Raw genomic sequence first — 23742 nt, 5'->3', positions numbered from 1 at the left:
CGGCGACAGAAAGAGGAAAACATGCCAAAGAATTACACCATGGACACCATCGTTTCTCTTGCGAAGTCAAGAGGTTTTGTTTATCCGGGTTCTGAGATCTACGGTGGTCTCGCAAATACCTGGGACTACGGCAATCTCGGCGTTGAGTTAAAGAACAACGTAAAGAGAGCCTGGTGGAAGAAATTTATTCAGGAATCCAAATATAACGTCGGTATCGACTGCGCGATCCTGATGAATCCGCAGACCTGGGTCGCATCCGGACATCTCGCATCCTTCTCCGATCCGCTGATGGACTGTAAGGAGTGTCACGAGCGTTTCCGTGCAGATAAGCTGATCGAGGATTTCGCAGAGGCAAACGGTATCGATATCGGTGGTTCCGCGGATGCGATGTCGAAGGAAGAGATGGAAGCATTCATCGAGGAACATCAGGTTCCATGTCCTACCTGCGGTAAGCATAACTTCACCGGTATCCGTCAGTTCAACCTTATGTTCAAGACCTTCCAGGGCGTTACAGAGGATGCGAAGAATGCCGTATATCTCCGTCCGGAGACCGCACAGGGTATCTTCGTAAACTTCAAGAATGTACAGCGTTCTTCCCGTAAGAAGCTTCCGTTTGGTATCGGTCAGATCGGTAAGTCCTTCCGTAACGAGATCACACCGGGTAACTTTACCTTCCGTACGAGAGAGTTCGAGCAGATGGAGCTCGAGTTCTTCTGTAAGCCGGATACGGACCTCGAGTGGTTTGCATACTGGAAGCAGTTCTGCCTTGACTGGCTGCTTTCGCTCGGCATTCCGAAGGATATGCTTCGTGCCAGAGACCACTCTCCGGAGGAGCTCTGCTTCTATTCGAAGGCAACCACCGATCTCGAGTTCACCTTCCCGTTTGGCTGGGGTGAGCTCTGGGGTATCGCGGACAGAACCGATTACGATCTCGGACAGCACGAGAAGACCTCCGGTCAGGATATGACCTACTTCGATGAGGAGACCAACACGCATTACATCCCGTATGTTATTGAGCCGTCCCTCGGTGCGGATCGTGTCACCCTTGCCTTCCTCTGCGCAGCATATGATGTGGAAGAGCTGGAGGGTGGCGATGAGCGTACCGTCCTTCGTTTCCATCCGGCCATCGCACCTGTAAAGGTAGGTATCCTTCCGCTTTCGAAGAAGCTGGCAGAGCCGGCACAGGCCATCCATGATGAGCTTGCGAAGTACTGGAACGTCGAGTACGACGACCGTGGAAACATCGGTAAGCGTTACAGAAGACAGGATGAGATCGGTACACCGTACTGCGTAACCTATGATTTCGATTCGGAGAACGATCACTGCGTCACGATCCGTGAGCGTGATTCCATGGCACAGGAGCGTATTCCGATCGATCAGCTGAAGAGCTACTTCGAGGAGAAACTCGCATTCTAAGTTTTTATAGCGTCTGAATAGAGGCCCATCCCGGGATTCGGGGTGGGCCTTTTGGTAAACGGAGTGTTTGGGCTCTCGACGGAGGTTTACTTCACAAATTCGTAACATATGGAAATTATAATATAATCCTGTATAGTAGAAGAGGATTGAAACAGGAGAGAATGCTTATGAAGCATATAGGACTGATGGGGCGTGTGGGCGTCAGCTTCTTCGTCAGCACGGTGCTGCCACTGGTGCTGATGTTTCTGATGTTCCGCGGAGACATCACGATGGGAACGAATATGGCGATTCTGATTCTTGCAGGTCTTTTTCTGATCTGCTGGATCTATATGGGGATCGTGCGTCCGGTCGATGAGCTGAAGGCGGCGGCGAAGCGCATCGAGTCCGGAGATCTCGATTTCACGCTGGAAGCAGAGACGAACGACGAGTTCGGTGAGCTGATGCAGGCCTTCGATGAGATGCGGATTCGTCTCAAGGAAACCCAGGAGGAGAAGATACGAAACGATACAGCCAACCGTGAGCTGGTCTCCAACATTGCCCATGATCTGAAGACGCCGCTGACGGCGATCAAGGGCTACAGCGAGGGCCTGCTCGATGGGGTCGCCAGCAGTCCGGAGATGCAGCGGAAGTATATTCGGACCATCAACAACAAGGCGGCGGAGATGGATCGCCTGATCGACGAGCTGCGCTACTATGTGAAGGTCGAGTCGGATAAGATCCCGTATGATTTTCAGCATATCTGTGTGAAGGATTATTTCCAGGACTGTGCGGAGGAGATCGGACTCGATATGGATTCGCAGGGAATCCGATTCAGCTATCGCAATACGATCGACCCGGAGGTGGAGATGATCGCGGATCCGGAGCAGCTCCGGAAGGTGATCAGTAACATCATTTCGAATTCTGTGAAATATATGGATAAGGAAGAAAAGGAGATCGCGCTGAGTCTGGAGGATGCCGGGGATTTCATCCAGGTGAATATCCGGGATAACGGAAAGGGCATCTCCCGCTCGGATCTGCCGTATATTTTCCAGCGTTTCTTCCGGGCGGACAGCTCGCGCAATTCGATGAAGGGGGGATCCGGTATCGGCCTTTCCATCGTGAAGAAGATCATAGAGGACAGTGGCGGACGGATCTGGGCGAGCTCGAAGGAGGGCGAGGAAACCACGATTCATTTCGTTTTACGTAAATACATCAAGAGCCCGAAGGAGGCGTAAACTATGGATGAGGATAAGAAGAACATACTGATTATAGAGGATGAGCAGTCGATTGCGGAGCTGGAGCGGGATTATCTGGAGATTTCCGGCTTTTCCGTCGATATCGCATCCGATGGTGATACCGGTCTTCAGAAGGCACTGGAGGGCGACTATGCACTCATCATCCTGGATCTGATGCTGCCGGGAAAGGACGGCTTCCAGGTATGTAAGGAGGTCCGGGAGATGAAGGATATACCGATCATCATCGTTTCTGCACGGAAGGATGATATCGATAAGATCCGAGGGCTTGGTCTCGGTGCCGATGATTATGTGACGAAGCCGTTTTCTGCTTCGGAGATGGTGGCACGGGTGAAGGCGCACATGGCACGGTATGCACGTCTCGTCGGCAGCGGCCGGGAGGAGAGCGGGGTCATCGAGATTCATGGACTGAAGATCGATCCGAGTGCCCGCCGCGTATTCGTGAACGGAGAGGAGCGGACCTTTACGACGAAGGAGTTCGACCTTCTCTGCTTCCTCGCCTCGCATCCGAATCATGTATACACGAAGGCGGAGCTCTTCAAGGAGATCTGGAAGATGGATTCCGTCGGTGACATCGCGACCGTCACGGTGCATATCAAGAAGATCCGCGAGAAGATCGAGATGGATTCTGCGAAGCCACAGTATATCGAAACCATCTGGGGTGTCGGATACCGCTTTAAGGTCTGACCGTGAGCTGTCCAGATTTATAAAGCCTTTGAAATTCTTTGATTTACGATGGAATTTCTTAGGCTTTTTTGTGTGGGAAAAATAATTCACGATGTAAACGTTTACATTTTCTGTTCAGACTTTACTAACAATTTTTCCTAAAGTATAATTCGAATAGAGATTTTTCCTCGACATGGGTTAAATCGTATGAGTCGTTTTGCAGAGATCGCCGTCCATGTGTACGGCCTTTTTTTAAGAGATGCACTCATCAACATACATAGGATTAGGAGGATAAGCGATGGCTAAGAAATGGGTTTACTTGTTCACGGAGGGTAACGCAGACATGCGTGAGCTTCTGGGTGGTAAGGGTGCAAACCTTGCAGAGATGACCAATATCGGTCTCCCGGTTCCACAGGGCTTCACCATCACGACAGAGGCCTGCACACAGTACTACGAGGACGGTCGTGAGATCAATGCGGAGATCATGGGTCAGATCGACGAGCATATCGAAAAGATGGAGGAGATTACCGGTAAGAAGTTCGGTGATCACGAGAATCCGCTTCTGGTATCGGTACGTTCCGGTGCACGTGCTTCCATGCCGGGTATGATGGACACCATTCTGAACCTTGGTCTTAACGAGGACGTTGTAAAGGTTCTTTCTGAGAAGTCCGGTAACCCACGTTGGGCATGGGATTCCTACAGAAGATTTATTCAGATGTACTCAGATGTCGTTATGGAAGTTTCCAAGAGCGAGTTTGAGAAGCTGATCGATAAGAAGAAGGAAGAGAAGGGTGTAAAGCTCGATGTCGAGCTGAGCGCAGAGGATCTTCATGATCTCGCAGAGCAGTTCAAGGCGAAGTATAAGGAAGCACTCGGTGAGGACTTCCCGGCAGACCCGAAGGCACAGCTCTATGGCGCAATCAAGGCCGTATTCCGTTCATGGGATAACCCACGTGCAAACGTTTATCGTCGTGACAATGATATCCCATATTCCTGGGGTACTGCTGTAAACGTACAGTCCATGGCATTCGGTAACATGGGTGATGACTGTGGTACCGGTGTAGCCTTCACGAGAGATCCGGCTACCGGTGCAAAGGGCCTCTTCGGTGAGTTCCTTACGAACGCACAGGGCGAGGACGTTGTCGCAGGTGTTCGTACGCCGATGCACATCCAGGAGATGGAGCAGAAGTTCCCGGAGGCATTCGCAGAGTTCGTAAAGGTATGCGAGACCCTCGAGAAGCATTATAGAGATATGCAGGATATGGAGTTTACCGTTGAGCACGGTAAGCTGTACATGCTGCAGACCAGAAATGGTAAGAGAACCGCACAGGCTGCGCTGAAGATCGCCTGCGACCTCGTAGATGAGGGCATGAGAAGCGAGAAGGAAGCCGTTGCGATGATCGATCCACGTAACCTCGATACACTTCTTCACCCGCAGTTCGATAAGGATGCGCTGAAGGCAGCGGTTCCGATGGGTAAGGGCCTCGGTGCTTCCCCAGGAGCGGCATGTGGTAAGGTCGTCTTCACTGCAGAGGATGCAGAGGCGTGGAACGCACGTGGCGAGAAGGTGATTCTCGTTCGTCTCGAGACTTCCCCAGAGGATATCACAGGTATGAAGTCTTCCGAGGGTATCCTGACCGTTCGTGGCGGTATGACCAGCCATGCAGCCGTTGTTGCCCGTGGTATGGGTGAGTGCTGCGTATCCGGCTGCGGTGATATCGTGATGGATGAGGAGAACAAGAAGTTCACACTCGGCGGAAAGACCATCAAGGAGGGAGATTTCATTTCAATCGATGGTACAACCGGTAACATCTACGAGGGTAAGATCGCTACCGTAGATGCTCAGATTTCCGGCGACTTCGGTCGTATCATGGGCTGGGCTGATAAGTATAGAAAGCTCGGCGTAAGAACCAACGCGGATACACCGCGCGATGCTGCAAAGGCACGTGAGCTCGGTGCGGAGGGTATCGGCCTCTGCCGTACAGAGCACATGTTCTTCGACCCGGAGAGAATCGAAGCATTCCGTGAGATGATCTGCTCGGATACGGTAGAAGAGCGTGAGAAGGCACTCGAGAAGATCGAGCCGTATCAGCAGGATGATTTCAAGCAGCTCTTCGAGTCCATGGAAGGCAACCCGGTTACCATTCGTTTCCTGGATCCGCCTCTTCATGAGTTCGTTCCGACCACGGAGCCGGAGATCAAGGCGCTTGCAGAGAAGATGGGCAAGACGGTTGAGCAGATCAAGGCGATCATTACCGGTCTCCACGAGTTCAACCCGATGATGGGTCACAGAGGATGCCGTCTGACCGTAACCTATCCTGAGATCGCAGTTATGCAGACACAGGCGATCATCCGTGCAGCCATCGAGGTAAAGAAAGCACATGCTGACTGGAACCTCGTTCCGGAGATCATGATTCCGCTCGTTGGCGAGGTGAAGGAGTTCAAGTTCGTGAAGGACATCGTCGTAAAGACCGCAGACGAGGAAATCGCAGCGGCTGGCGTAGAGCTCAAGTATGAGGTTGGTACCATGATCGAGATCCCGAGAGCTGCTCTTACAGCTGACGAGATCGCTGCAGAGGCTGATTTCTTCTGCTTCGGTACAAACGACCTTACACAGATGACCTTCGGCTTCTCACGTGATGATGCCGGTAAGTTCCTGAACAGCTACTATGACACCAAGATCTACGAGCAGGATCCGTTCGCAAAGCTCGATCAGAAGGGTGTTGGTAAGCTCATGGATATGTCACTGAAGCTTGGTAAGCCGGTGAACCCGAACCTCCACTGCGGTATCTGCGGCGAGCACGGCGGCGATCCTTCTTCTGTAGAGTTCTGCCACAACATCGGCCTCGACTATGTATCTTGCTCACCGTTCCGTGTACCGGTAGCAAGACTTGCAGCAGCACAGGCTGAGATCAACAATCCGAGAAAGTAATTTCACAGGATCGTGGATTAAATAAGTGATGATAAACACCGGAGACTGTCCTCGACATTCTCCGGTGTTTTATATCGTACACAGGTATGGACAGGGGGGAATTATGGCTGGAGATCATAGCGGACTAAATAAAGAAGAAATGAAAAACATCGCGCTGATCGGTTTTATGGGTGCCGGAAAAACGACAGTATCACATGCACTCAGAGCACTGTATGGACTGACAGAGATCGATACGGATCAGGAAATCGTGCGCCAGGAGGGACGCCCGATTACGGAGATTTTTGCGACGGATGGAGAGGCGTATTTCCGGCAGCTTGAGCACGACGTGGTGCTGCGTTTTCAGGATGTGCATGCGGCGGTGATCTCCTGTGGCGGGGGTCTCGTGATGAATCCGGAAAATGTTAAAAATCTGCGTACATCCTGCATCATTGTTTTTCTGACGGCGACCCCGGAGACGACGCTCCTTCGGGTGAAGGATTCTGCGGATCGTCCGATCCTGAACGGACATATGGATGTCGCGTATATCCGTATGTTGCAGGAGAAGCGCCGGCCGGCGTATGAGGCGGCAGCGGATATATGCGTCGCGACGGACGGGAAGGATGTGGAGACGATCTGCTGTGAAATTATGCAGAAAATGAAGGATTACTCATAATTATATAAATAGTACAGGACCGCGTTATTGTGTTGAAAAGTGCGCAATAACGCGGTTTTTGTATGCTGCTTTTGGCGCTTATTCTGCGCCAGTTTATAATTTTTTTATAATTTTGTTGCGAAATTAACGAAGCTATAATATAATTTTCACGAATAAGACATATTCCACTTGCGAATAATCGTCATGTTTTACACAGATTGTGAGGATAGAAAATGAATCATCAGGAAGTGAATAAGGAACTGCTCCATTTTCTGGATCATAGCCCGAATGCATTTTATGCAGTAGCCAATATGCAGAAGGAACTCGAGGACGCCGGTTTCACCCGCCTCTATGAGGGCTGCCCGTGGACACTGTCCGAGGGCCATGGCTACTATGTGACACGGAACGATTCGGCCATCATCGCCTTTCGTATACCGGAGGGTGAGTATAAGGGCTTCCAGATCATGGCGAGCCACTGCGATTCACCGGTTTTTAAGATCAAGACGAACGCAGAGATCGTCGTGGACAACAGCTATGTCAAGCTGAATGTCGAGAAGTATGGCGGTATGCTCTGTGCACCATGGCTGGATCGTCCGCTTTCCGTTGCCGGTCGTGTAGTCGTTCAGACGGAGGAGGGCATCGCGACGAAGCTGGTCAATGTTGATCGGGATCTTCTCATCATTCCGAACGTGGCGATCCATATGAATCGTCAGGTCAATGACGGTTATGCATTTAATGCACAGGTGGATATGCTGCCGCTGTTCTGTGAGCAGGGTGAGGAGAAGAACCAGTTCATGCAGCTGATCGCAGACGAGGCAGCTGTGCAGGTGGAGGACATCCTGGATACGGATCTCTTCCTGTATAACCGCATGAAGGGAACGACGCTCGGCCTCCATGGCGAGTTCATCGCAAGTGGACGTCTGGATGATCTCCAGTGTGCATTTGCATCTCTGAAGGGCTTCCTCGCGGCCGAGCTGAAACAGTCCATCGCTGTTCACTGTGTCTATGATAACGAGGAGGTCGGCTCCGGTACGAAACAGGGTGCCGCCAGCACCTTCCTGAAAGATACACTCCAGCGCATCAGCCGCGCGATGGGACGCAGCGAGGAGCAGTACCTCATGAGCATCGCTTCGAGCTTCATGGTATCTGCAGATAATGCACATGCCGTGCATCCGAACCATGCCGAGAAGGCAGATCCGACCAACCGCCCGTATATGAACCGGGGAATCGTCATCAAGTACAGCGCGAACCAGAAGTATACGACCGATGGTGTTTCCGGCGCTGTGATGCGCGCGATCTGTAAGAAGGCAGCTGTGCCATGTCAGACCTTCACCAACCGCTCCGATATGCTCGGCGGCTCGACGCTGGGAAATATTTCGCAGGCGCAGGTTGCGCTGAACACCGTCGATATCGGACTGCCACAGCTCGCGATGCACTCTCCGTATGAGACGGCCGGTGCGCGGGATACCGCGTATCTGATCGAGGCGGCGCGGGTACTGTTCAGCTCGAGCTTTGAAGGAAACGGGGACGGCAATTACAGACTGATCTTCTGATCATGATCATGTGTGGATGAGCCCGTGGAACAGGCGAATGCTGATCACCGGGCTTTCAAAACAAAGCGAAATCTGAATTCGTTTCGCTAAACAACAAAAAAGGAGTATACATATGGATTCAAAACACATTAAATGGACGACGCTCGCGTTCATGGCGTTTTCGACGGTCTGGGGCTTCGGAAATGTACTGAACGGCTTCATCTACTTCAACGGTATCCAGGTTATTTTCAGCTGGATCCTCATGTTTGCGCTTTACTTCGTACCATACGCACTGATGGTCGGTGAGCTGGGTTCCGCATTTAAGGAGTCCGGTGGTGGTGTGAGCTCATGGATTCTGAAGACGACAGGACCGAAGCTTGCGTACTATGCAGGCTGGACCTACTGGGCATGCCATATCACCTACATCGCAAGTAAGTCCTCCGGTGGTCTGAAGGCATTGAGCTGGGCTGTGTTCCGTAACGCGGAAGCATACGATACCTTCCCTACACTGGCAGTACAGCTGATCACCTTCTGTATCCTGATTCTGTTCTGCTATATCGCAAGCCGTGGTCTGAACCCGCTGAAGAAGATGGCGACACTGGCAGGTACCAGCATGTTCATCATGTCCATCCTCTACATCATCATGATGTTCGGTGCGCGTGCCATCAATCCGGCTTCTTCCTTCGTGACACTGGATTTCAGTGCGAAGAACCTGATTCCGACCTTCGACTGGAAGTACTTCACCTCCCTGTCCATCCTGGTTTTCGCTGTCGGTGGCTGTGAGAAGATCTCTCCGTATGTTAATAAGGTAGAGAACCCGAGCAAGGGCTTCCCGCGTGCGATGATTAGCCTGGCGATCATGGTTGTGATCTGTGCGATTCTCGGTACCATCGCGATGGGCATGATGTTCGATCCGACCATCATCAACGAGTCCAAGGAGAGCTTCAACTCCTATAACTCGAACGGTTCCTACTGGGCATTCCAGAGACTGGGCGAGTACTATCATATGGGTGACAGCCTGATGATCATTTACGCACTCTGCAACGCGGTAGGTCAGCTTTCCACGCTTGTCATCAGTATCGATGCACCGCTTCGTATGCTGTTTGACAACGAGGATGCGCGTGAGTTTATCCCGTCGAAGCTTCTCAGACAGAATGATAAGGGTGCCTATGTCAACGGTATCAAGATGGTTGCGGTTCTTTCCGGTGCTATCATCCTCGTACAGTCCTTCGTTCCTGGTGCAGCGACCGTTCTGAAGCAGCTCACCAAGCTGAACTCCGTATGTATGCCGATGCGTTATCTCTGGGTATTTGCAGCGTACATCGCACTTCGTAAGGCGGAGGACAGGTTCAAGCCGGAGTATCGTTTCGTGAAGAATCATAACGTGGCTATGTTCTTCGGCTGCTGGTGCTTCTTCGTGACCGCGGCGAGCTGTCTGCTCGGTGTTTATGATGAAGACCTGTTCACCATGTGTCTCAACATCATCACACCGTGCGTACTGACAGCACTCGGTATCATCCTTCCGATTCTGAAGAAGAGAGAGGATGCAGCGAAGGCCTGATCCTTCAGATGCTGAAAGAGAGGATGCAGCGAAAGGCATCATGGCGTATGCCCGGAAAGCATCTACAGGAAAACAGATACAAAATGCTTTGCCAGGATGTAGAGAAATCTGCATCTTGGCAAATTTTGACAAGAAAAGTGAACCGGTTTACCGCAACATTCACAAACTTTGTGAAGAGTGCCTGTGAAGGCTTGAACCGGGGTACCAAATCAACTATGATGATGCTGGTATGGATGTATTCAGGCATCGTGCCTGAGAACATAGAAGTAAGAAAAATGGAAGAAAAAGGAGATTTGTTATGGCTGGAATTCTTGATAAGTTCAGACTTGATGGCAAGGTTGCATGGGTAACCGGCGCATCCTATGGACTGGGTCTAGCATATGCGAAGGCATTTGCTGAGGCTGGCGCAAAGAAGGTCGTTTTCAATGATATCAATCAGGAGCTCGTAGACAGAGGTATCGCAGAGTACCAGAAGCTCGGCATCGATGCATACGGTGTCGTATGTGATGTTACGAACGAGGAGCAGGTAAACGCACTCGTGAAGGATATCGAGGAGAAGTTCGGTGGTGTTGATATCCTGGTAAATAATGCCGGCATCATCAAGAGAATCCCGATGGTTGAGATGACGAAGCAGCAGTGGGATCAGGTTATTAATGTCGATCTCACCGGTCCTTTCCTCTGCGCAAAGGCTGTCCTTCCAGGCATGATCAAGAAGGGCTACGGCAAGATCATCAACGCATGCTCCATGATGTCTGAGCTTGGTCGTGAGACGGTATCTGCTTATGCAGCTGCCAAGGGCGGCCTCAAGATGCTCACAAAGAACATCTGCTCTGAGTATGGTCAGTACAACATTCAGTGTAACGCGATCGGACCTGGCTACATCGCTACTCCGCAGACTGCTCCGCTTCGTGCAAAGCAGGCAGACGGTTCCATGGCTCCGTTTGATCGTTTCATCCGTTCGAAGACACCTGCACAGCGCTGGGGCGAGACAGAGGACCTCGAGGGTCTCGCTGTATTCCTCGCTTCTCCGGCATCTGACTTCATCAACGGTCAGGTCGTATACATCGATGGTGGTATCCTCGCGTACATCGGTCAGGATCCTAGCCAGCTCGATGAGTCCAAGTTCCAGGACGTTACAGGCGTTGAGGATATCAAGGTAGCAGATCACTGATCTTGGTTTTCTGGATACGTTCACGAGAGACTGCTGCGGCAGTCTCTCGTTTTCTTTTAGTAGAAAATATGCTACACTGCATGAGAGAAGGCAGACAGGAAAACCAGGAGGTTTATATATGGCAGATTATACTGAAAGAGCCAACCAGAAGCTGGTTGACGCGATCCATGCACTGAAGGCATCAAATGGTGAAAACACAGGTGCGGAGCAGATCGTGATGGAGGAGATGGCGGGTGCTGAGTTCATCATGCCGGTACGTATCGTCGGCGAGAAGGCACGTGAGCGTAAGCTTCTGTATGGTGTCACCGCAAACAAGGACGGTGCACACTTCTACATGGTATTCACGAGCCGGGCAAATCTGAAGGCATGGTTTAAGAGCGAGCCGGTACAGAGCGTGAAGCACAGCTTCGAGGAGGCGGCCGATATCGCGATGAACGATCGGCAGATCTACGGCTTCGTTCTGAACCCGGGTACGGATGATTTCATCGTCGCCCGTGAGATGATCATCGATCTTCGCACGAAGATCAAGGGCGCTGAGCTCGGACTCGAGGGTGAGAAGTCCAGCGCAGACGAAGACATCATTTTCAAGAATGTCCGGGAGGATCAGACGACAGCGGATCTTCTGAATGCACTGACCGGTGCGATGCGGAGCGATCGTAATGTGGCGGCGGGGTACATCCGTGACATGGTCCGCAATGGACACACGGATTACTGCGTTATCGTTCGTCACATCGGTTCGATGGATGAGACCTTCCCGAGACTGATGGCAGCGGCACGTCGTGCCAGCCGTGGACGCTCTGTGGCACTTCTGTCGGCACGTGCGCCGATCGCGGCGAAGGCGATCGAGGGTCAGCAGCCGTTCTATCAGAGAGCGTTTAAGATCGTCGAGCCGTAAGCCGGAAGCAGCAGGCATTGATTCCTTCTGAATGGGGAAAATGCATGAAAATGACGGATCAGGCGAAAGGAGGGGCGGATGGCGGAGTTGACACATGTGGATCACCGTGCGTTCGGACCGCTGTATGATGCGGATTCGGAGGTGCTGGTGCTGGGCTCGATTCCTTCGCCGAAGTCGCGGGAAATGAAGTTCTACTACGGACATCCGCAGAATCGTTTCTGGAGGGTTATGGCGACAGTGCTGGCGGAGACATTGCCTGAAAGTGTCGAGGAGAAGTCCGCGATGATGCGGCGTCACCACATCGCCCTCTGGGATGCGCTGAGTGAGTGCGATATCGTGGGCGCATCGGATGCCAGCATCCGAAATCCGGTTCCGACGGACATCGAGGGACTCCTGAAGAAGACGAAGATCACGCGCATCTTCTGCACGGGTGCGAGCTCGTATAAGTACTATGAAAAGTATCAGTACCCGCGGACCGGTATCCATGCGGTGAAGCTTTCGTCGACGTCGCCGGCGAACTGTGCGGTATCTTTTGAGCGTCTCGTGACGGAATATCAGCAGATCATCGCAAATAATTCTTGACTTACTTATGTAAGGAAATGTATTATGGGCATATTACATAACAGTTACTGTTAGGAAAGAGGTATTTCTATGAAGCATATTATGACATTAAACACAAGAGATATGAAGAGATCCGAGGAGAAGGGCGGCTGTGGCGAGTGCCAGACATCCTGCCAGTCTGCTTGCAAGACCAGCTGTGGTATCGCTAACCAGCAGTGTGAGAACAAGAACGCTTAATATCAGGTTCGTGTATCGACCGGGGCATGAACAGCCCCGGTTTTTTATTGCTTATCGATTTTGGTTTTTTGTATCGATTTTCTGATCGTTTTTCGATCATTAGAGTAGGAGATTTCATGATTCATCAGTATAAACTCAATGGTTATAACATCGTTCTCGATGTATACAGCGCAAGCGTTCATGTGACCGACGACCTGGCTTATGACGCGATCCATCTGATCGACAGCGGCATGAGTGAAGAGGCAGCGACGGAAGAGCTTCGCACGGTGCATCCGGAAGCATCGGCGGAGGAGCTCGCGGATACCTTCGCGGATATCCATGAGCTGACGGAGCAGGGAAAGCTCTTTACGAAGGATGTCTATGAGAAGGCCGCCGGCTATCTCAAGCAGCAGTCCACGGTGGTGAAGGCACTCTGCCTCCTCGTGGCACATACCTGTGATCTGAACTGCAGCTACTGCTTCGCATCCCAGGGAAAGTTTCATGGTAAGGAAGGGATCATGACCATCGAGACCGCTAAGCGTGCGATCGACTTCCTGGTAGAGAATTCCGGAAACCGTCGGAATCTCGAGGTCGATTTCTTCGGTGGTGAGCCGCTGCTGAACTTCGAGCTCTGTAAGGAAACCGTGGCGTACGCGCGTTCCATCGAGAAGGCGCACAATAAGAACTTCCGCTTCACGCTGACGACAAACGGTGTCAAGCTGACAGACGAGGTCATCGAGTGGGCGAATAAGGAGTGCTACAATGTCGTTCTTTCACTGGATGGACGGAAGGAGGTCCATGACCGCTTCCGTGTCGATCGTGCAGGTCGCGGCTCCTATGACCGTATCGTGCCGAACTTCCAGAAGTTCGTCGAGTCCCGTGGTGATAAGAGCTACTATATGCGCGGAACCTTCTCCCACTACAACACGGATTTTACAAACGATATCTTCCATATGGCGGATGATCTCGGCTTCTCCGAACTCTCTATGGAGCCGGTTGTCACCGATCCGTCCAGCCCGAGTGCGCTGACCGAGGAGGACCTTCCGGTTCTGTACGAGCAGTATGAGATTCTCGCGAAGGATATGCTGCGTCGTGAGAAGGACGGTAAGCCGATCACCTTCTATCATTACATGATCGATCTCGAGCACGGTCCATGCGTGTACAAGCGTGTGTCCGGCTGCGGCTCAGGAACGGAGTATATGGCTGTGACTGCCTGGGGTGACCTCTATCCTTGCCATCAGTTCGTAAACGATCCGGAGTATAAGCTCGGTAACATCTGGGATGGTGTGCAGCATGAGAACATCCGTGATGAGTTTAAGGAGTGCAATGTTTATTCCCGTCCGGAGTGTAAGGAGTGCTGGGCACGTATGTACTGTGCCGGCGGCTGCGCAGCCAATGCCCTGCATGCTACCGGTGATATCCACGGTGTCTATGAGTATGGCTGTAAGCTCTTCCGTAAGCGGATGGAGTGTGCGCTCATGATGAAGGTGGCGGAGGCCGAGATGGCTCAGGAAGCAGATGAAGAAGCATAATCTGAAAGATCAGCTGGATCAGTATCTGAATCAGCAGTATTATCCGATGCATATGCCGGGACATAAGCGCCGCGTGGCGGTCGTACCGGAGTGTGTTCTGCGTTATGATCTGACGGAGGTCTCCGGGACGGATGACCTCCACCATGCGTCGGGGATCCTGAAGGACGCCATGGCACGAACGAGTGCACTGCATGGCGCGGACCGAAGCTGGTATCTGGTCAATGGAAGCACCTGCGGGAATCTCGCAGGTGTTTCTGCTATCGTGCCCTATGATGGAGAACTGATCGTCGCGCGAAACTGCCATCGTTCGGTGTTCCATGCGATCGAGCTTCGCCATGCGCATCCGCACTGGCTCTGGCCATCCATGGATCCGGCAACCGGCATTTTCGACAGCATCCGGCCGGAGGCGGTGGAAGCACTGCTCGACGAGTATCCGGAGAGCCGCGCGGTGGTACTGACGAGTCCGAGCTATGAGGGCGTGGTTTCGGATATCCGGCGCATCGCGGATCTCTGTCATCAGCATGGGATCCCGCTGATGGTGGATGAAGCACATGGCGCACATCTCGGTCTCGTGCCGGAGGCGGGCTTCCCGGACAGTGCGACCCGCCAGGGCGCGGACATCAGTGTGCAGTCGGCACACAAAACCCTGCTGGGCATGACGCAGACGGCGTATCTTCATCTGCGTGGAGAGCGGGTATCGGAAAGCGTCATCGAGGAAAAGCTGTCGATCTTTGAAAGCTCTTCGCCATCGTATCCGCTGATGCTGTCGCTGGCGGGCTGTACCGAATGGATGGAGCAGGAGGGACGGCAGTGCTTTATGGACTGGGCAGCAGCACTTCGGGCCTTCGATGAAACGATCCGGTCACTTCGACACCTGCGCGTGCTTTGCCATGGTGAAGATGCGGTGAATGCACATGCGTTTTATGCATTTGATCCGAGTAAGCTCGTGATCGACTGCAGCGCGACGCGGCTCAGCGGCTATGCGATGATGGATCTCCTGCGGATGTACTTTCACTATGAGCTGGAGATGGCGCAGCCGGGCTATGCGCTCGCGATGACCGGGCCGGGCGACGATTTTGCGGAGCTTCCGCGTTTCGCAGAGGCGCTGCGGATGATCGACCAGGTACTGGATGAGGATGAAAATGCAGATTCGGTACGCACTTTGGTGGATGGCACGTCGACGGATGTGGATATGTCCGCCTTGAGAGAAGCCGTACGGAGAAAATGTGCGACCGATACGATGGCGGAAGTGCGAAACAGCGCTGAATCGGCACGCCTCGCGATGGTGGACATCCCGAGCCTGCAGGAGGCGACACCGAAGGAAATGGTACAGACTCCGTGCGAGGCGGTGGAAGCGGCTGTGGAGATGGTGCCGGTCGCGGCGCTCCAGGGACGCGTTTCCGGAGAGTATGTCTATAGCTACCCACCTGGGATTCCACTTCTGGTACCGGGGGAACGCATCACCGAGGCGATGGTCCGCTACCTGCAGCAGGCAGATAAGCGATATGATGAACTTCGTTATTCGCGCTCGGAAGCTGTGCCTGGAAGGGTCGCCTGTCTCACGCAGGTATGAAGTGCTCCTGCTGTCTGTGATAAAAATATATAAACAGGCTGAAAAACCGGTGGCGATGCCGCCGGTTTTTCAGCATCTTACGTAAAAGCATGCGGATGTGCAATTTTTTGCATAGCTGCATGCTATCTTTATACCTGTAAGGCAAACATACATTTTTAGAACAAATATTTGCAAACGACTGTTTACAAAACAAACGTACCGTGTTATGATGTGGATAGTTGATGAAGGAGGCAGAGCACATGAGAATTAATCTGAAAACTTTCGAGCTGGTAGCGATGATTATTTTAGGGATGGGCGTGATGGCATCCCTGTGTGAGTTCCACCAGGTGCGCTGGATCGGTTATGTCCTGAGCGCGGGCAGTGTGTATCTGCTGTATGAGATCGACCGGGAGCGTGCGCGCCAGCGTCATCGCGCGGCGTTTTACAGACGCATGGGACGGATCGTGGAGTCCAGACTGGCGGATACGATCTGAGAGAAGATCGGCAGGCTCTGTCAGAAAAACCAGCTGAAGCTGCATCATATGATATATACGCGCCCACCGCTGCATGAAAAAGTGCAGTGCTGGGCGCGTTCTGTTTTTTGAAGAGATGGAGAAACTACAGGATGTTGATGCCGTGTCTGTATCCGAGACGTTGCCATCTGGAGAAGATGGTTTAAGTGCGAATAAAAATCATGTTATAATGTCCGTGCTGGAAAAAACGTCATTATAACAGAAAAAACGAGGGCAGGATCATGGCAGCAGGTAGCGAGAGAGGCTGTCGAGCGTTGCCTGCGGAAAAAGTGAGAAAGGTTTTTATATATGAAAATAGTAGAGAAAATCACGCAGGAGCTCGGACTGAAGACCTGGCAGACGGAGGCGGTCATCCGACTGATCGATGAGGGAAATACGATCCCGTTTATCGCACGTTACCGCAAGGAGACGACGGGTGCGATGCACGATGACGTGCTGCGTGCCTTCGATGAGCGTCTGCGTTATCTTCGGAATCTGGAGGAGCGGAAGGAGACGATTCTCGCCTCGATCGAGGAGCAGGGAAAGCTGACGGCTGCCCTGCGGAAGGAAATCGAGGAAGCAGAGACGGCGGTGAAGCTCGAGGATATCTACCGTCCATATAAGCCGAAGCGTCGCACCCGTGCGATGATCGCCCGTGAGCGTGGCTTGGAACCGTTGGCGCTTTACATTCTCTCGGGGCAGGGGAAGCCGGCGGTTCCGGTGGAGGCGGAGAAGTATGTCGATGCGGAGCATGAAGTACCGGATGTAAAGGCGGCGATCCAGGGCGCAGAGGATATCATCGCAGAGACGATGTCGGATAGTGCAGCGCTGCGTGCCTGGATCCGCCGGAAGAGTGTGGAGGAGGGCTGCATCGTATCCGCTGCCCGGACGAAGCAGCAGGCTGCGGAACACAGCGTATATGATAACTACTATGCATATTCAGAGCCGATTCGTAGGATTCCGGGCCACCGTGTACTGGCACTGAATCGTGGTGAAAAGGAGAAGATCCTCAGCATCCGGCTGGAGGTGCCGGAGGCGGAGATTCTTCACTTTATGGCGCAGAAGATGGGCGCAGAACAGCATCCATCGAGTGCGTCCTATATTCGCGAGGCCTGTGTTGATGCCTATAAGCGGCTCATCGGGCCGTCGATCGAGACGGAGATCCGGAATGATCTGACGGATCGGGCAGAGGATGGAGCGATTCAGGTCTTCCGTGAGAACCTGCGGCAGCTGCTGATGCAGGCCCCGCTGAGCGGAAAGACCGTACTGGGCTGGGATCCGGCCTTCCGTACCGGCTGTAAGATCGCGGTGGTGGATCCGACCGGAAAGGTGCTGGATACGACGGTGGTTTTCCCGACGGCACCGCAGAACCGCGTGGAGGAGGCGATGCGGACCATCGAAGACCTGATCCGAAAGTATCATGTGGATGTGATTTCACTCGGCAATGGTACAGCCTCCCGTGAATCCGAGCAGATCATCGCAGATTATATAAAGAAGGATCATCTGCCAGTGCAGTATGTGATCGTGAACGAGGCGGGGGCGTCTGTCTATTCTGCGTCCGCACTTGCGACAGAGGAGTTCCCGAATTTCGATGTAGGGCAGCGCTCGGCGACCTCGATGGCGCGACGGCTGCAGGATCCGCTGGCAGAACTTGTTAAGATCGATCCGAAGTCGATCGGTGTCGGACAGTATCAGCATGATATGAACCAGACGAAGCTGAGTGAGCAGCTGTCGAGTGTCGTCGAGGACAGCGTCAACAGCGTCGGTGTCGATGTGAACACCGCAAGCTTCGCGCTCCTGTCGTATGTGTCAGGCATCAATAAGACCATCGCACGAAACATCGTCGCCTACCGCGAGGAGAAGGGCGACTTTCGCTCCCGTAAGGAGCTCCTGAAGGTGGCGAAGCTCGGCCCGAAGGCATACGAGCAGTGTGCCGGCTTCCTGCGGATACGGAATGGAAAGGAAGCGCTGGATAACACAGCGGTGCATCCGGAAAGCTATGCTGTTGCGAAGGCACTTCTCACATCGATGGGATATACGGAGGAGGATCTTCAGAGTGGGAAGAATGCGCAGCTGGCGGCGAAGCTGCAGTCTGCGAAGAGCTCGATTCCGGCACTGGCAGAACAGCTACAGGTCGGTGTCTATACGCTCGAGGATATCGTGCAGGAGCTGATCCGGCCGGGACGTGACCCTCGGGAGGATGTACCGGCACCGGTGCTTCGCTCGGATGTGCTCGATTTTGATGATCTGAAGCCGGAGATGGAGCTTCAGGGAACCGTTCGAAATATCGTGGATTTCGGCGCGTTCGTCGATATCGGTGTGCACCAGGATGGACTCGTGCATATCTCGCAGCTCGCGGATCGATTTGTGAAGCATCCGCTCGACGTCGTAAAGGTCGGCGACATCGTTCGCGTCCGGGTGCTGTCGGTGGATAAGACACGGAAAAAGATCTCACTCACGATGAAAGGCGTAGACCAGCACCGCTAAGGGCGGCATAGCGATGAAAATCAAGCAGGGCTCCGGAGGGAAGGCAACAGAAGTCATCCCTCCGGGGCCCTGCTTAATTCTTGAACCGTCGGCAGGACCGAATGCGCCGGATGCATAGCCCTCCGGGGCTCTGCCGGATTTTTGCCTGCGGACACCGTGGATACCGAGATGTATTAGCACGTTGAATTGTAACACTTTCCGACATTAAAAATTTAAATCGATTGTAATAACAGTTATATGTGTTATAATTGGCCGTGATATTTTTTATTAGGGGGTTATCAAATGGATAACAAAGAACAGTTCAAGCCATTTATCCCGGCTGAGAAGATCGTTCCTGAAATGACCGCTTTCTCGATCATTATGGGTGCCATTCTCGCCGTGATCTTTGGTGCAGCCAATGCTTACCTGGGATTACGAGTTGGTATGACCGTGTCCGCTTCGATCCCGGCAGCCGTTATCTCGATGGGTGTCATTCGTGTGATTCTTCATCGTGATTCTATTCTCGAGAACAATTTCGTTCAGACCGTAGGTTCCGCCGGTGAATCACTGGCTGCCGGCGCGATCTTCACGCTTCCGGCGATGTTCCTGTGGGCGAAGGATGGTCTCATGGAGAAGCCGAATCTCGTAGAGATCATGATTATCTGTCTCATCGGCGGTCTTCTCGGTGTATTCTTCATGGTACCACTTCGTAACGCGCTGATCGTGAAGGAGCACGGCACACTTCCGTATCCGGAAGGTCAGGCCTGTGCAGAGGTACTGCTCGCTGGTGAGGAGGGTGGCGATTCCGCTTCCGTTGTATTTGCGGGTCTCGGAATTTCTGCTGCTTTCAAGTTCGTCATCGACGGTCTCGGCCTCGTTCCGAGTGAGATCAACACACCGAGTACCGGTCTCGGCAGCTTCAAGGGCCAGATAGGTACCCAGATCTACCCGGCGGTCTTCTCTGTAGGTTATATCTGCGGACCGAAGATTTCTTCTTATATGTTCTGCGGTGGTGTCATCTCCTGGATGATGCTGATTCCGCTGATCGTTATGTTCGGTTCAGACGCCGTACTGTATCCTGGCACAGCACCGATCGGTGAGATGTTTGCACAGGGTGGTGTGAGCGCCATCTGGGGAAGCTATATCCGCTACATCGGTGCCGGCGCACTGGCAACCGGTGGTATCATTTCCCTCATCAAGTCTCTTCCGATGATCGTGACCACCTTCCGTGATTCCATGAAGGCACTCGCGGGTGGCCAGGGTGGAAGTGAGCTTCGTACAGATAAGAATATCAGCATGAAGGTGGTTGTCATCTGTCTTGCAGTTCTTATCGTTCTGACCGGTGTTCTTCCGCAGATCCCGGTTGGCATCGGCGGCGCAGTCCTGATCGCGATCTTCGGTTTCTTCTTTGCGGCCGTTTCATCCCGCATGGTTGGTATCGTTGGTTCTTCCAACAACCCGGTATCCGGTATGGCGATTGCGACACTTCTATTCTCCACCATCATCCTGAAGGCCACCGGCGCAGAGGGTGCAGCAGGCATGAAGGCAGCGATTGCCATCGGCACGGTGATCTGTATCGTAGCAGCCATCGCCGGTGATACCTCACAGGATCTGAAGACCGGTTACCTCGTAGGTGCGACACCGATCAAGCAGCAGTATGGTGAGATCATCGGTACCATCGTATCGGCGATCGCCATCGGTGGTGTTCTCTACCTTCTCGATGCAGCCTGGGGCTTCGGCTCGGAGCAGCTCGGTGCACCGCAGGCGACCCTGATGAAGATGATCGTTGAGGGCGTTATGGGTGGTAAGCTTCCATGGAGTCTGGTCATCGTGGGTGTCGTTCTTGCATGTGTGGTTGAGATCCTCGGTATCCCGGTGCTTCCGTTTGCCATCGGTGTTTATCTTCCGGTTCAGCTCAACGCATGCATCATGATCGGTGGTCTCGTTCGTCTGTACTTCGATCGTAAGAAGTATGCTTCCGAACAGGAGCAGACCAGAGTGACCAATCGTGGCGTACTTTACTGCTCTGGTATGATCGCCGGTGAGGGTCTCGTCGGCATCGTTCTGGCGATTCTTGCTGTTATCGGTGTATCCGATAAGATCAACATGGCAGGCGTACTGAATCTCAGCGCAGGCGCTGGCAACATCGCTTCTGCTGTCGTATTTGCGGTGATGATTCTTCTTGTGTTCAAGTTCACACTTGGCGGCAGGAAGAACGCATAAGGAATTCTCTATGGGTAAAAAGCCGAAGCTTAGTAAAGACGAGACCATCGCACTGTACAACAGCTATGTACCGGTGATCTCTCAGAAAATCAAAGAGTGGAAGATGGGCGAGGATGGACTCGTGACCCTCAGTATCGAGAATAAGGGCGCGATGAATACCATCATGCAGAAGCTCTTCCGAAAACCACGCATCTCCTATGTCCATCTGGACGAAACGGGAAGCTATATCTGGCAGCAGCTGGATGGGAAAACAAACGTGGCAGGCATCGCACAGGCGGTCCACGCACACTTCGGAGAGAAGGCGGAGCCTCTCTATGAACGTCTGCTGAAATTCTTTGAAATCGTCGAAAGCTATGACTTCATCTTCTGGCTGAAGCCGGATGTGAGATAAAACAGAATATGCTCTGAAGGCAGTGGAGGAGACTCCGCTGCCTTTTTTGTAATAGTGCCGCTGAGGGGGTCCGGCAGGAAAGGCAGAACGAAGCGTATCACCATCGATGTCTTGACAATCAAATGAAGCTCCATTATGATGATATAGTTAAATAAATTTAACTAAAATATTCGAGGCTTTATAGGAGAAGAGATGAAACTGGGAACGAAGGAACTGATGGTGCCGCTTTTACAGGGCGGAATGGGCGTCGGTGTGTCGCTGGGCGGACTCGCAGGCGCTGTGGCCCGGGAAGGGGCCATGGGCTGTATCAGCACAGCCGATGTCGGCTTCCGCGAGCCGGATTTCAGACAGCATCCGGAGGAGGCGAATCTGCGTGCGCTGGAGAAGGAAATCCGAAAGGCGAAGGACATCGCCGGCGGGCATGGCCTCATCGCCATCAATGCGATGGTCGTGACACGCCAGTTTGGCGATGCGATCCGCGCAGCGGTAAAGGCAGGCATCGATGCCGTGATTTGCGGTGCGGGTCTACCACTGAACCTGCCGGAATTTGTACCGGAGGGAAGCGCGCTGATCGCCCCGATCGTCTCGAGCGCGAAGGCGGCGACGGTCATCATACGCATGTGGCAGCGGAAATATAAGCGCTATCCTGATTTCGTTGTGATGGAAGGATACAAAGCCGGCGGACATCTCGGCTTCGATCGTGCGGATTTGCAGGAAGGCAGATGCCGCAGAAATGAAGACATCATCCCGGAGCTCATTTCGGCACTGAAGCCGTTTGAGGAAGCTGCAGGCCATCCGATCCCTGTGTTCGCCGCGGGCGGTATCTGGGACCATGACGATTTTCGGGCAATGCAGGCGGCCGGAGCGGCTGGTGTGCAGCTCGCCACCCGTTTCATCGGAAGCTATGAATGCGACGCCTCTCAGGCCTATAAGGATGTCCTTCTGAACGCAAAGGCAGAAGATCTCCGTATCATTCAGAGCCCGGTCGGTATGCCTGGACGCGCCGTGTACACCCCGCTCCTTCAGCGCATGGAAGAGGAGGGCCGCGTTGCCCCAACCCACTGCTACCGTTGCATCTCCGTATGCAATCCGGCAGAAACGAAATACTGCATCACACAGGCCCTCACAGACGCCGTACTCGGCGACGTAGAGCACGGGCTCTTCTTCTCCGGCGCCAACGTCGAACGGCTCACAAAGATGGAACACGTAAAAGACATCATTCAGGATGTAGCAGGAGAGATATAAAACGGTATGCCGCCCCTTCTGACACCCTGAAAATATTTTGAAAAAAGTGAAAATGACGCTTGACATGCCCTGGTTTGTCTGTTAAAGTATGCAACTGTCGCCGCAAGCGAAACGGACACAAAGCTCCATCGCAAGCGAATGACAAAAAGAAATTTTAAAAAGTGCTTGACACAAGCGAAACGGTTTGCTAATATATACAAGCTGCCGCGAGACGAGAGCACAACGAACCTTGAAAATCAAAGATCGATTAATACACAGACCCTGAAGATTCTAAAGAATTTTCAGAGACCAGCAATGGTCAAGCGATCAAGAGATCGCGCGAATTTATTCGCAGTAAAACAACGGACAGAACAAAGCTAAGCGAGTTCTGAATCGGAAAGAACTTAAAGGCTTCGGCCTTAACATTTAATATGAGAGTTCGATCCTGGCTCAGGATGAACGCTGGCGGCGTGCCTAACACATGCAAGTCGAACGAGACTGATTAGAATGAGATTTCGGTTGATTTCTATGAAAGTCGAGTGGCGGACGGGTGAGTAACACGTGGGTAACCTGCCTTACAGAGGGGGATAACAGTTTGAAAAGACTGCTAATACCGCATAAGCACACAGTACCGCATGGTACGGGGTGAAAAGATTTATCGCTGTAAGATGGACCCGCGTCTGATTAGCTAGTTGGCAGGGTAACGGCCTACCAAGGCGACGATCAGTAGCCGACCTGAGAGGGTGATCGGCCACATTGGGACTGAGACACGGCCCAAACTCCTACGGGAGGCAGCAGTGGGGGATATTGCACAATGGAGGAAACTCTGATGCAGCGACGCCGCGTGAGTGAAGAAGTATTTCGGTATGTAAAGCTCTATCAGCAGGGAAGATAATGACAGTACCTGACTAAGAAGCCCCGGCTAACTACGTGCCAGCAGCCGCGGTAATACGTAGGGGGCAAGCGTTATCCGGATTTACTGGGTGTAAAGGGAGCGTAGACGGAACGGCAAGTTTGAAGTGAAATACC

The 23742-nt window shown here is 52.8% G+C and carries 19 protein-coding genes and 1 rRNA gene; all 20 read left to right on the top strand.

What is annotated here, in order from left to right:
• The first annotated feature begins 21 nt into the window (after positions 1-21).
• On the top strand, positions 22-1416 hold the full coding sequence (locus ACTNC3_RS05785; protein WP_410042946.1) for a glycine--tRNA ligase: 1395 nt from the start codon (positions 22-24) through the stop codon (positions 1414-1416).
• A gap of 167 nt (positions 1417-1583) precedes the next feature.
• The gene (locus ACTNC3_RS05780) at positions 1584-2630 is read left to right on the top strand and encodes a sensor histidine kinase (RefSeq protein WP_410042947.1); all 1047 of its coding nucleotides are present in this window, start codon (positions 1584-1586) and stop codon (positions 2628-2630) included.
• A gap of 3 nt (positions 2631-2633) precedes the next feature.
• Positions 2634-3335 (top strand): response regulator transcription factor, encoded by a 702-nt coding sequence (locus tag ACTNC3_RS05775; RefSeq protein ID WP_410042948.1) that lies wholly within the window; start codon positions 2634-2636, stop codon positions 3333-3335.
• A gap of 277 nt (positions 3336-3612) precedes the next feature.
• Entirely contained in the window at positions 3613-6246 is a 2634-nt protein-coding gene (gene ppdK, locus ACTNC3_RS05770; RefSeq protein ID WP_410042949.1) for a pyruvate, phosphate dikinase, read from the top strand.
• Positions 6247-6349: 103 nt separating this feature from the next.
• On the top strand, positions 6350-6898 hold the full coding sequence (locus ACTNC3_RS05765) for a shikimate kinase (RefSeq protein ID WP_441226778.1): 549 nt from the start codon (positions 6350-6352) through the stop codon (positions 6896-6898).
• Between the two features lie 212 nt (positions 6899-7110).
• Complete coding sequence (locus ACTNC3_RS05760; protein ID WP_410042951.1) at positions 7111-8430, top strand: M18 family aminopeptidase; 1320 nt, start codon at positions 7111-7113, stop codon at positions 8428-8430.
• 112 nt (positions 8431-8542) lie between these two features.
• Positions 8543-9970 (top strand): APC family permease, encoded by a 1428-nt coding sequence (locus tag ACTNC3_RS05755; RefSeq protein WP_441226777.1) that lies wholly within the window; start codon positions 8543-8545, stop codon positions 9968-9970.
• Between the two features lie 8 nt (positions 9971-9978).
• On the top strand, positions 9979-10320 hold the full coding sequence (locus ACTNC3_RS05750) for a hypothetical protein (protein WP_441226776.1): 342 nt from the start codon (positions 9979-9981) through the stop codon (positions 10318-10320).
• The gene (locus ACTNC3_RS05745; RefSeq protein WP_410042953.1) at positions 10269-11141 is read left to right on the top strand and encodes a gluconate 5-dehydrogenase; all 873 of its coding nucleotides are present in this window, start codon (positions 10269-10271) and stop codon (positions 11139-11141) included. The genes ACTNC3_RS05750 and ACTNC3_RS05745 overlap by 52 nt, the downstream gene beginning before the upstream one ends.
• Before the next feature lie 118 nt (positions 11142-11259).
• On the top strand, positions 11260-12036 hold the full coding sequence (locus ACTNC3_RS05740; RefSeq protein ID WP_441226775.1) for an enhanced serine sensitivity protein SseB C-terminal domain-containing protein: 777 nt from the start codon (positions 11260-11262) through the stop codon (positions 12034-12036).
• A gap of 78 nt (positions 12037-12114) precedes the next feature.
• On the top strand, positions 12115-12618 hold the full coding sequence (locus ACTNC3_RS05735) for a DNA-deoxyinosine glycosylase (RefSeq protein WP_410042955.1): 504 nt from the start codon (positions 12115-12117) through the stop codon (positions 12616-12618).
• Between the two features lie 69 nt (positions 12619-12687).
• Positions 12688-12834 (top strand): six-cysteine ranthipeptide SCIFF, encoded by a 147-nt coding sequence (gene scfA, locus ACTNC3_RS05730; RefSeq protein ID WP_410042956.1) that lies wholly within the window; start codon positions 12688-12690, stop codon positions 12832-12834.
• 116 nt (positions 12835-12950) lie between these two features.
• Positions 12951-14345 carry a thioether cross-link-forming SCIFF peptide maturase gene (gene scfB / locus ACTNC3_RS05725; RefSeq protein ID WP_441226774.1) on the top strand — a complete coding sequence of 465 codons (1395 nt, stop codon included), beginning with the start codon at positions 12951-12953 and terminating at the stop codon, positions 14343-14345.
• Positions 14332-15918 (top strand): aminotransferase class I/II-fold pyridoxal phosphate-dependent enzyme, encoded by a 1587-nt coding sequence (locus tag ACTNC3_RS05720; protein WP_441226773.1) that lies wholly within the window; start codon positions 14332-14334, stop codon positions 15916-15918. Before scfB ends, ACTNC3_RS05720 begins: the two co-directional genes overlap by 14 nt.
• A 239-nt stretch (positions 15919-16157) precedes the next feature.
• Complete coding sequence (locus tag ACTNC3_RS05715) at positions 16158-16391, top strand: hypothetical protein (RefSeq protein WP_441226772.1); 234 nt, start codon at positions 16158-16160, stop codon at positions 16389-16391.
• A 327-nt stretch (positions 16392-16718) separates the two neighbouring features.
• Positions 16719-18896, top strand: a complete 2178-nt coding sequence (locus ACTNC3_RS05710; RefSeq protein WP_441226771.1) for a Tex family protein — start codon at positions 16719-16721, stop codon at positions 18894-18896.
• Positions 18897-19178: 282 nt separating this feature from the next.
• The gene (locus tag ACTNC3_RS05705; protein WP_441226770.1) at positions 19179-21098 is read left to right on the top strand and encodes an OPT family oligopeptide transporter; all 1920 of its coding nucleotides are present in this window, start codon (positions 19179-19181) and stop codon (positions 21096-21098) included.
• Positions 21099-21108: 10 nt separating this feature from the next.
• Positions 21109-21489, top strand: a complete 381-nt coding sequence (locus tag ACTNC3_RS05700; protein ID WP_410042962.1) for a PqqD family protein — start codon at positions 21109-21111, stop codon at positions 21487-21489.
• Positions 21490-21681: 192 nt separating this feature from the next.
• Positions 21682-22734 (top strand): NAD(P)H-dependent flavin oxidoreductase, encoded by a 1053-nt coding sequence (locus ACTNC3_RS05695; RefSeq protein ID WP_441226769.1) that lies wholly within the window; start codon positions 21682-21684, stop codon positions 22732-22734.
• 406 nt (positions 22735-23140) lie between these two features.
• A 16S ribosomal RNA gene (locus tag ACTNC3_RS05690) occupies positions 23141-23742 on the top strand; the annotation flags it as partial.

The organism is Oribacterium sp. HCP3S3_B9, from assembly GCF_052064255.1.
GTDB lineage: Bacteria > Bacillota > Clostridia > Lachnospirales > Lachnospiraceae > Oribacterium.
The sequence above is the reverse complement of the archived record's forward strand: the minus strand, read 5'-3'. Positions and strand labels throughout refer to the sequence as shown.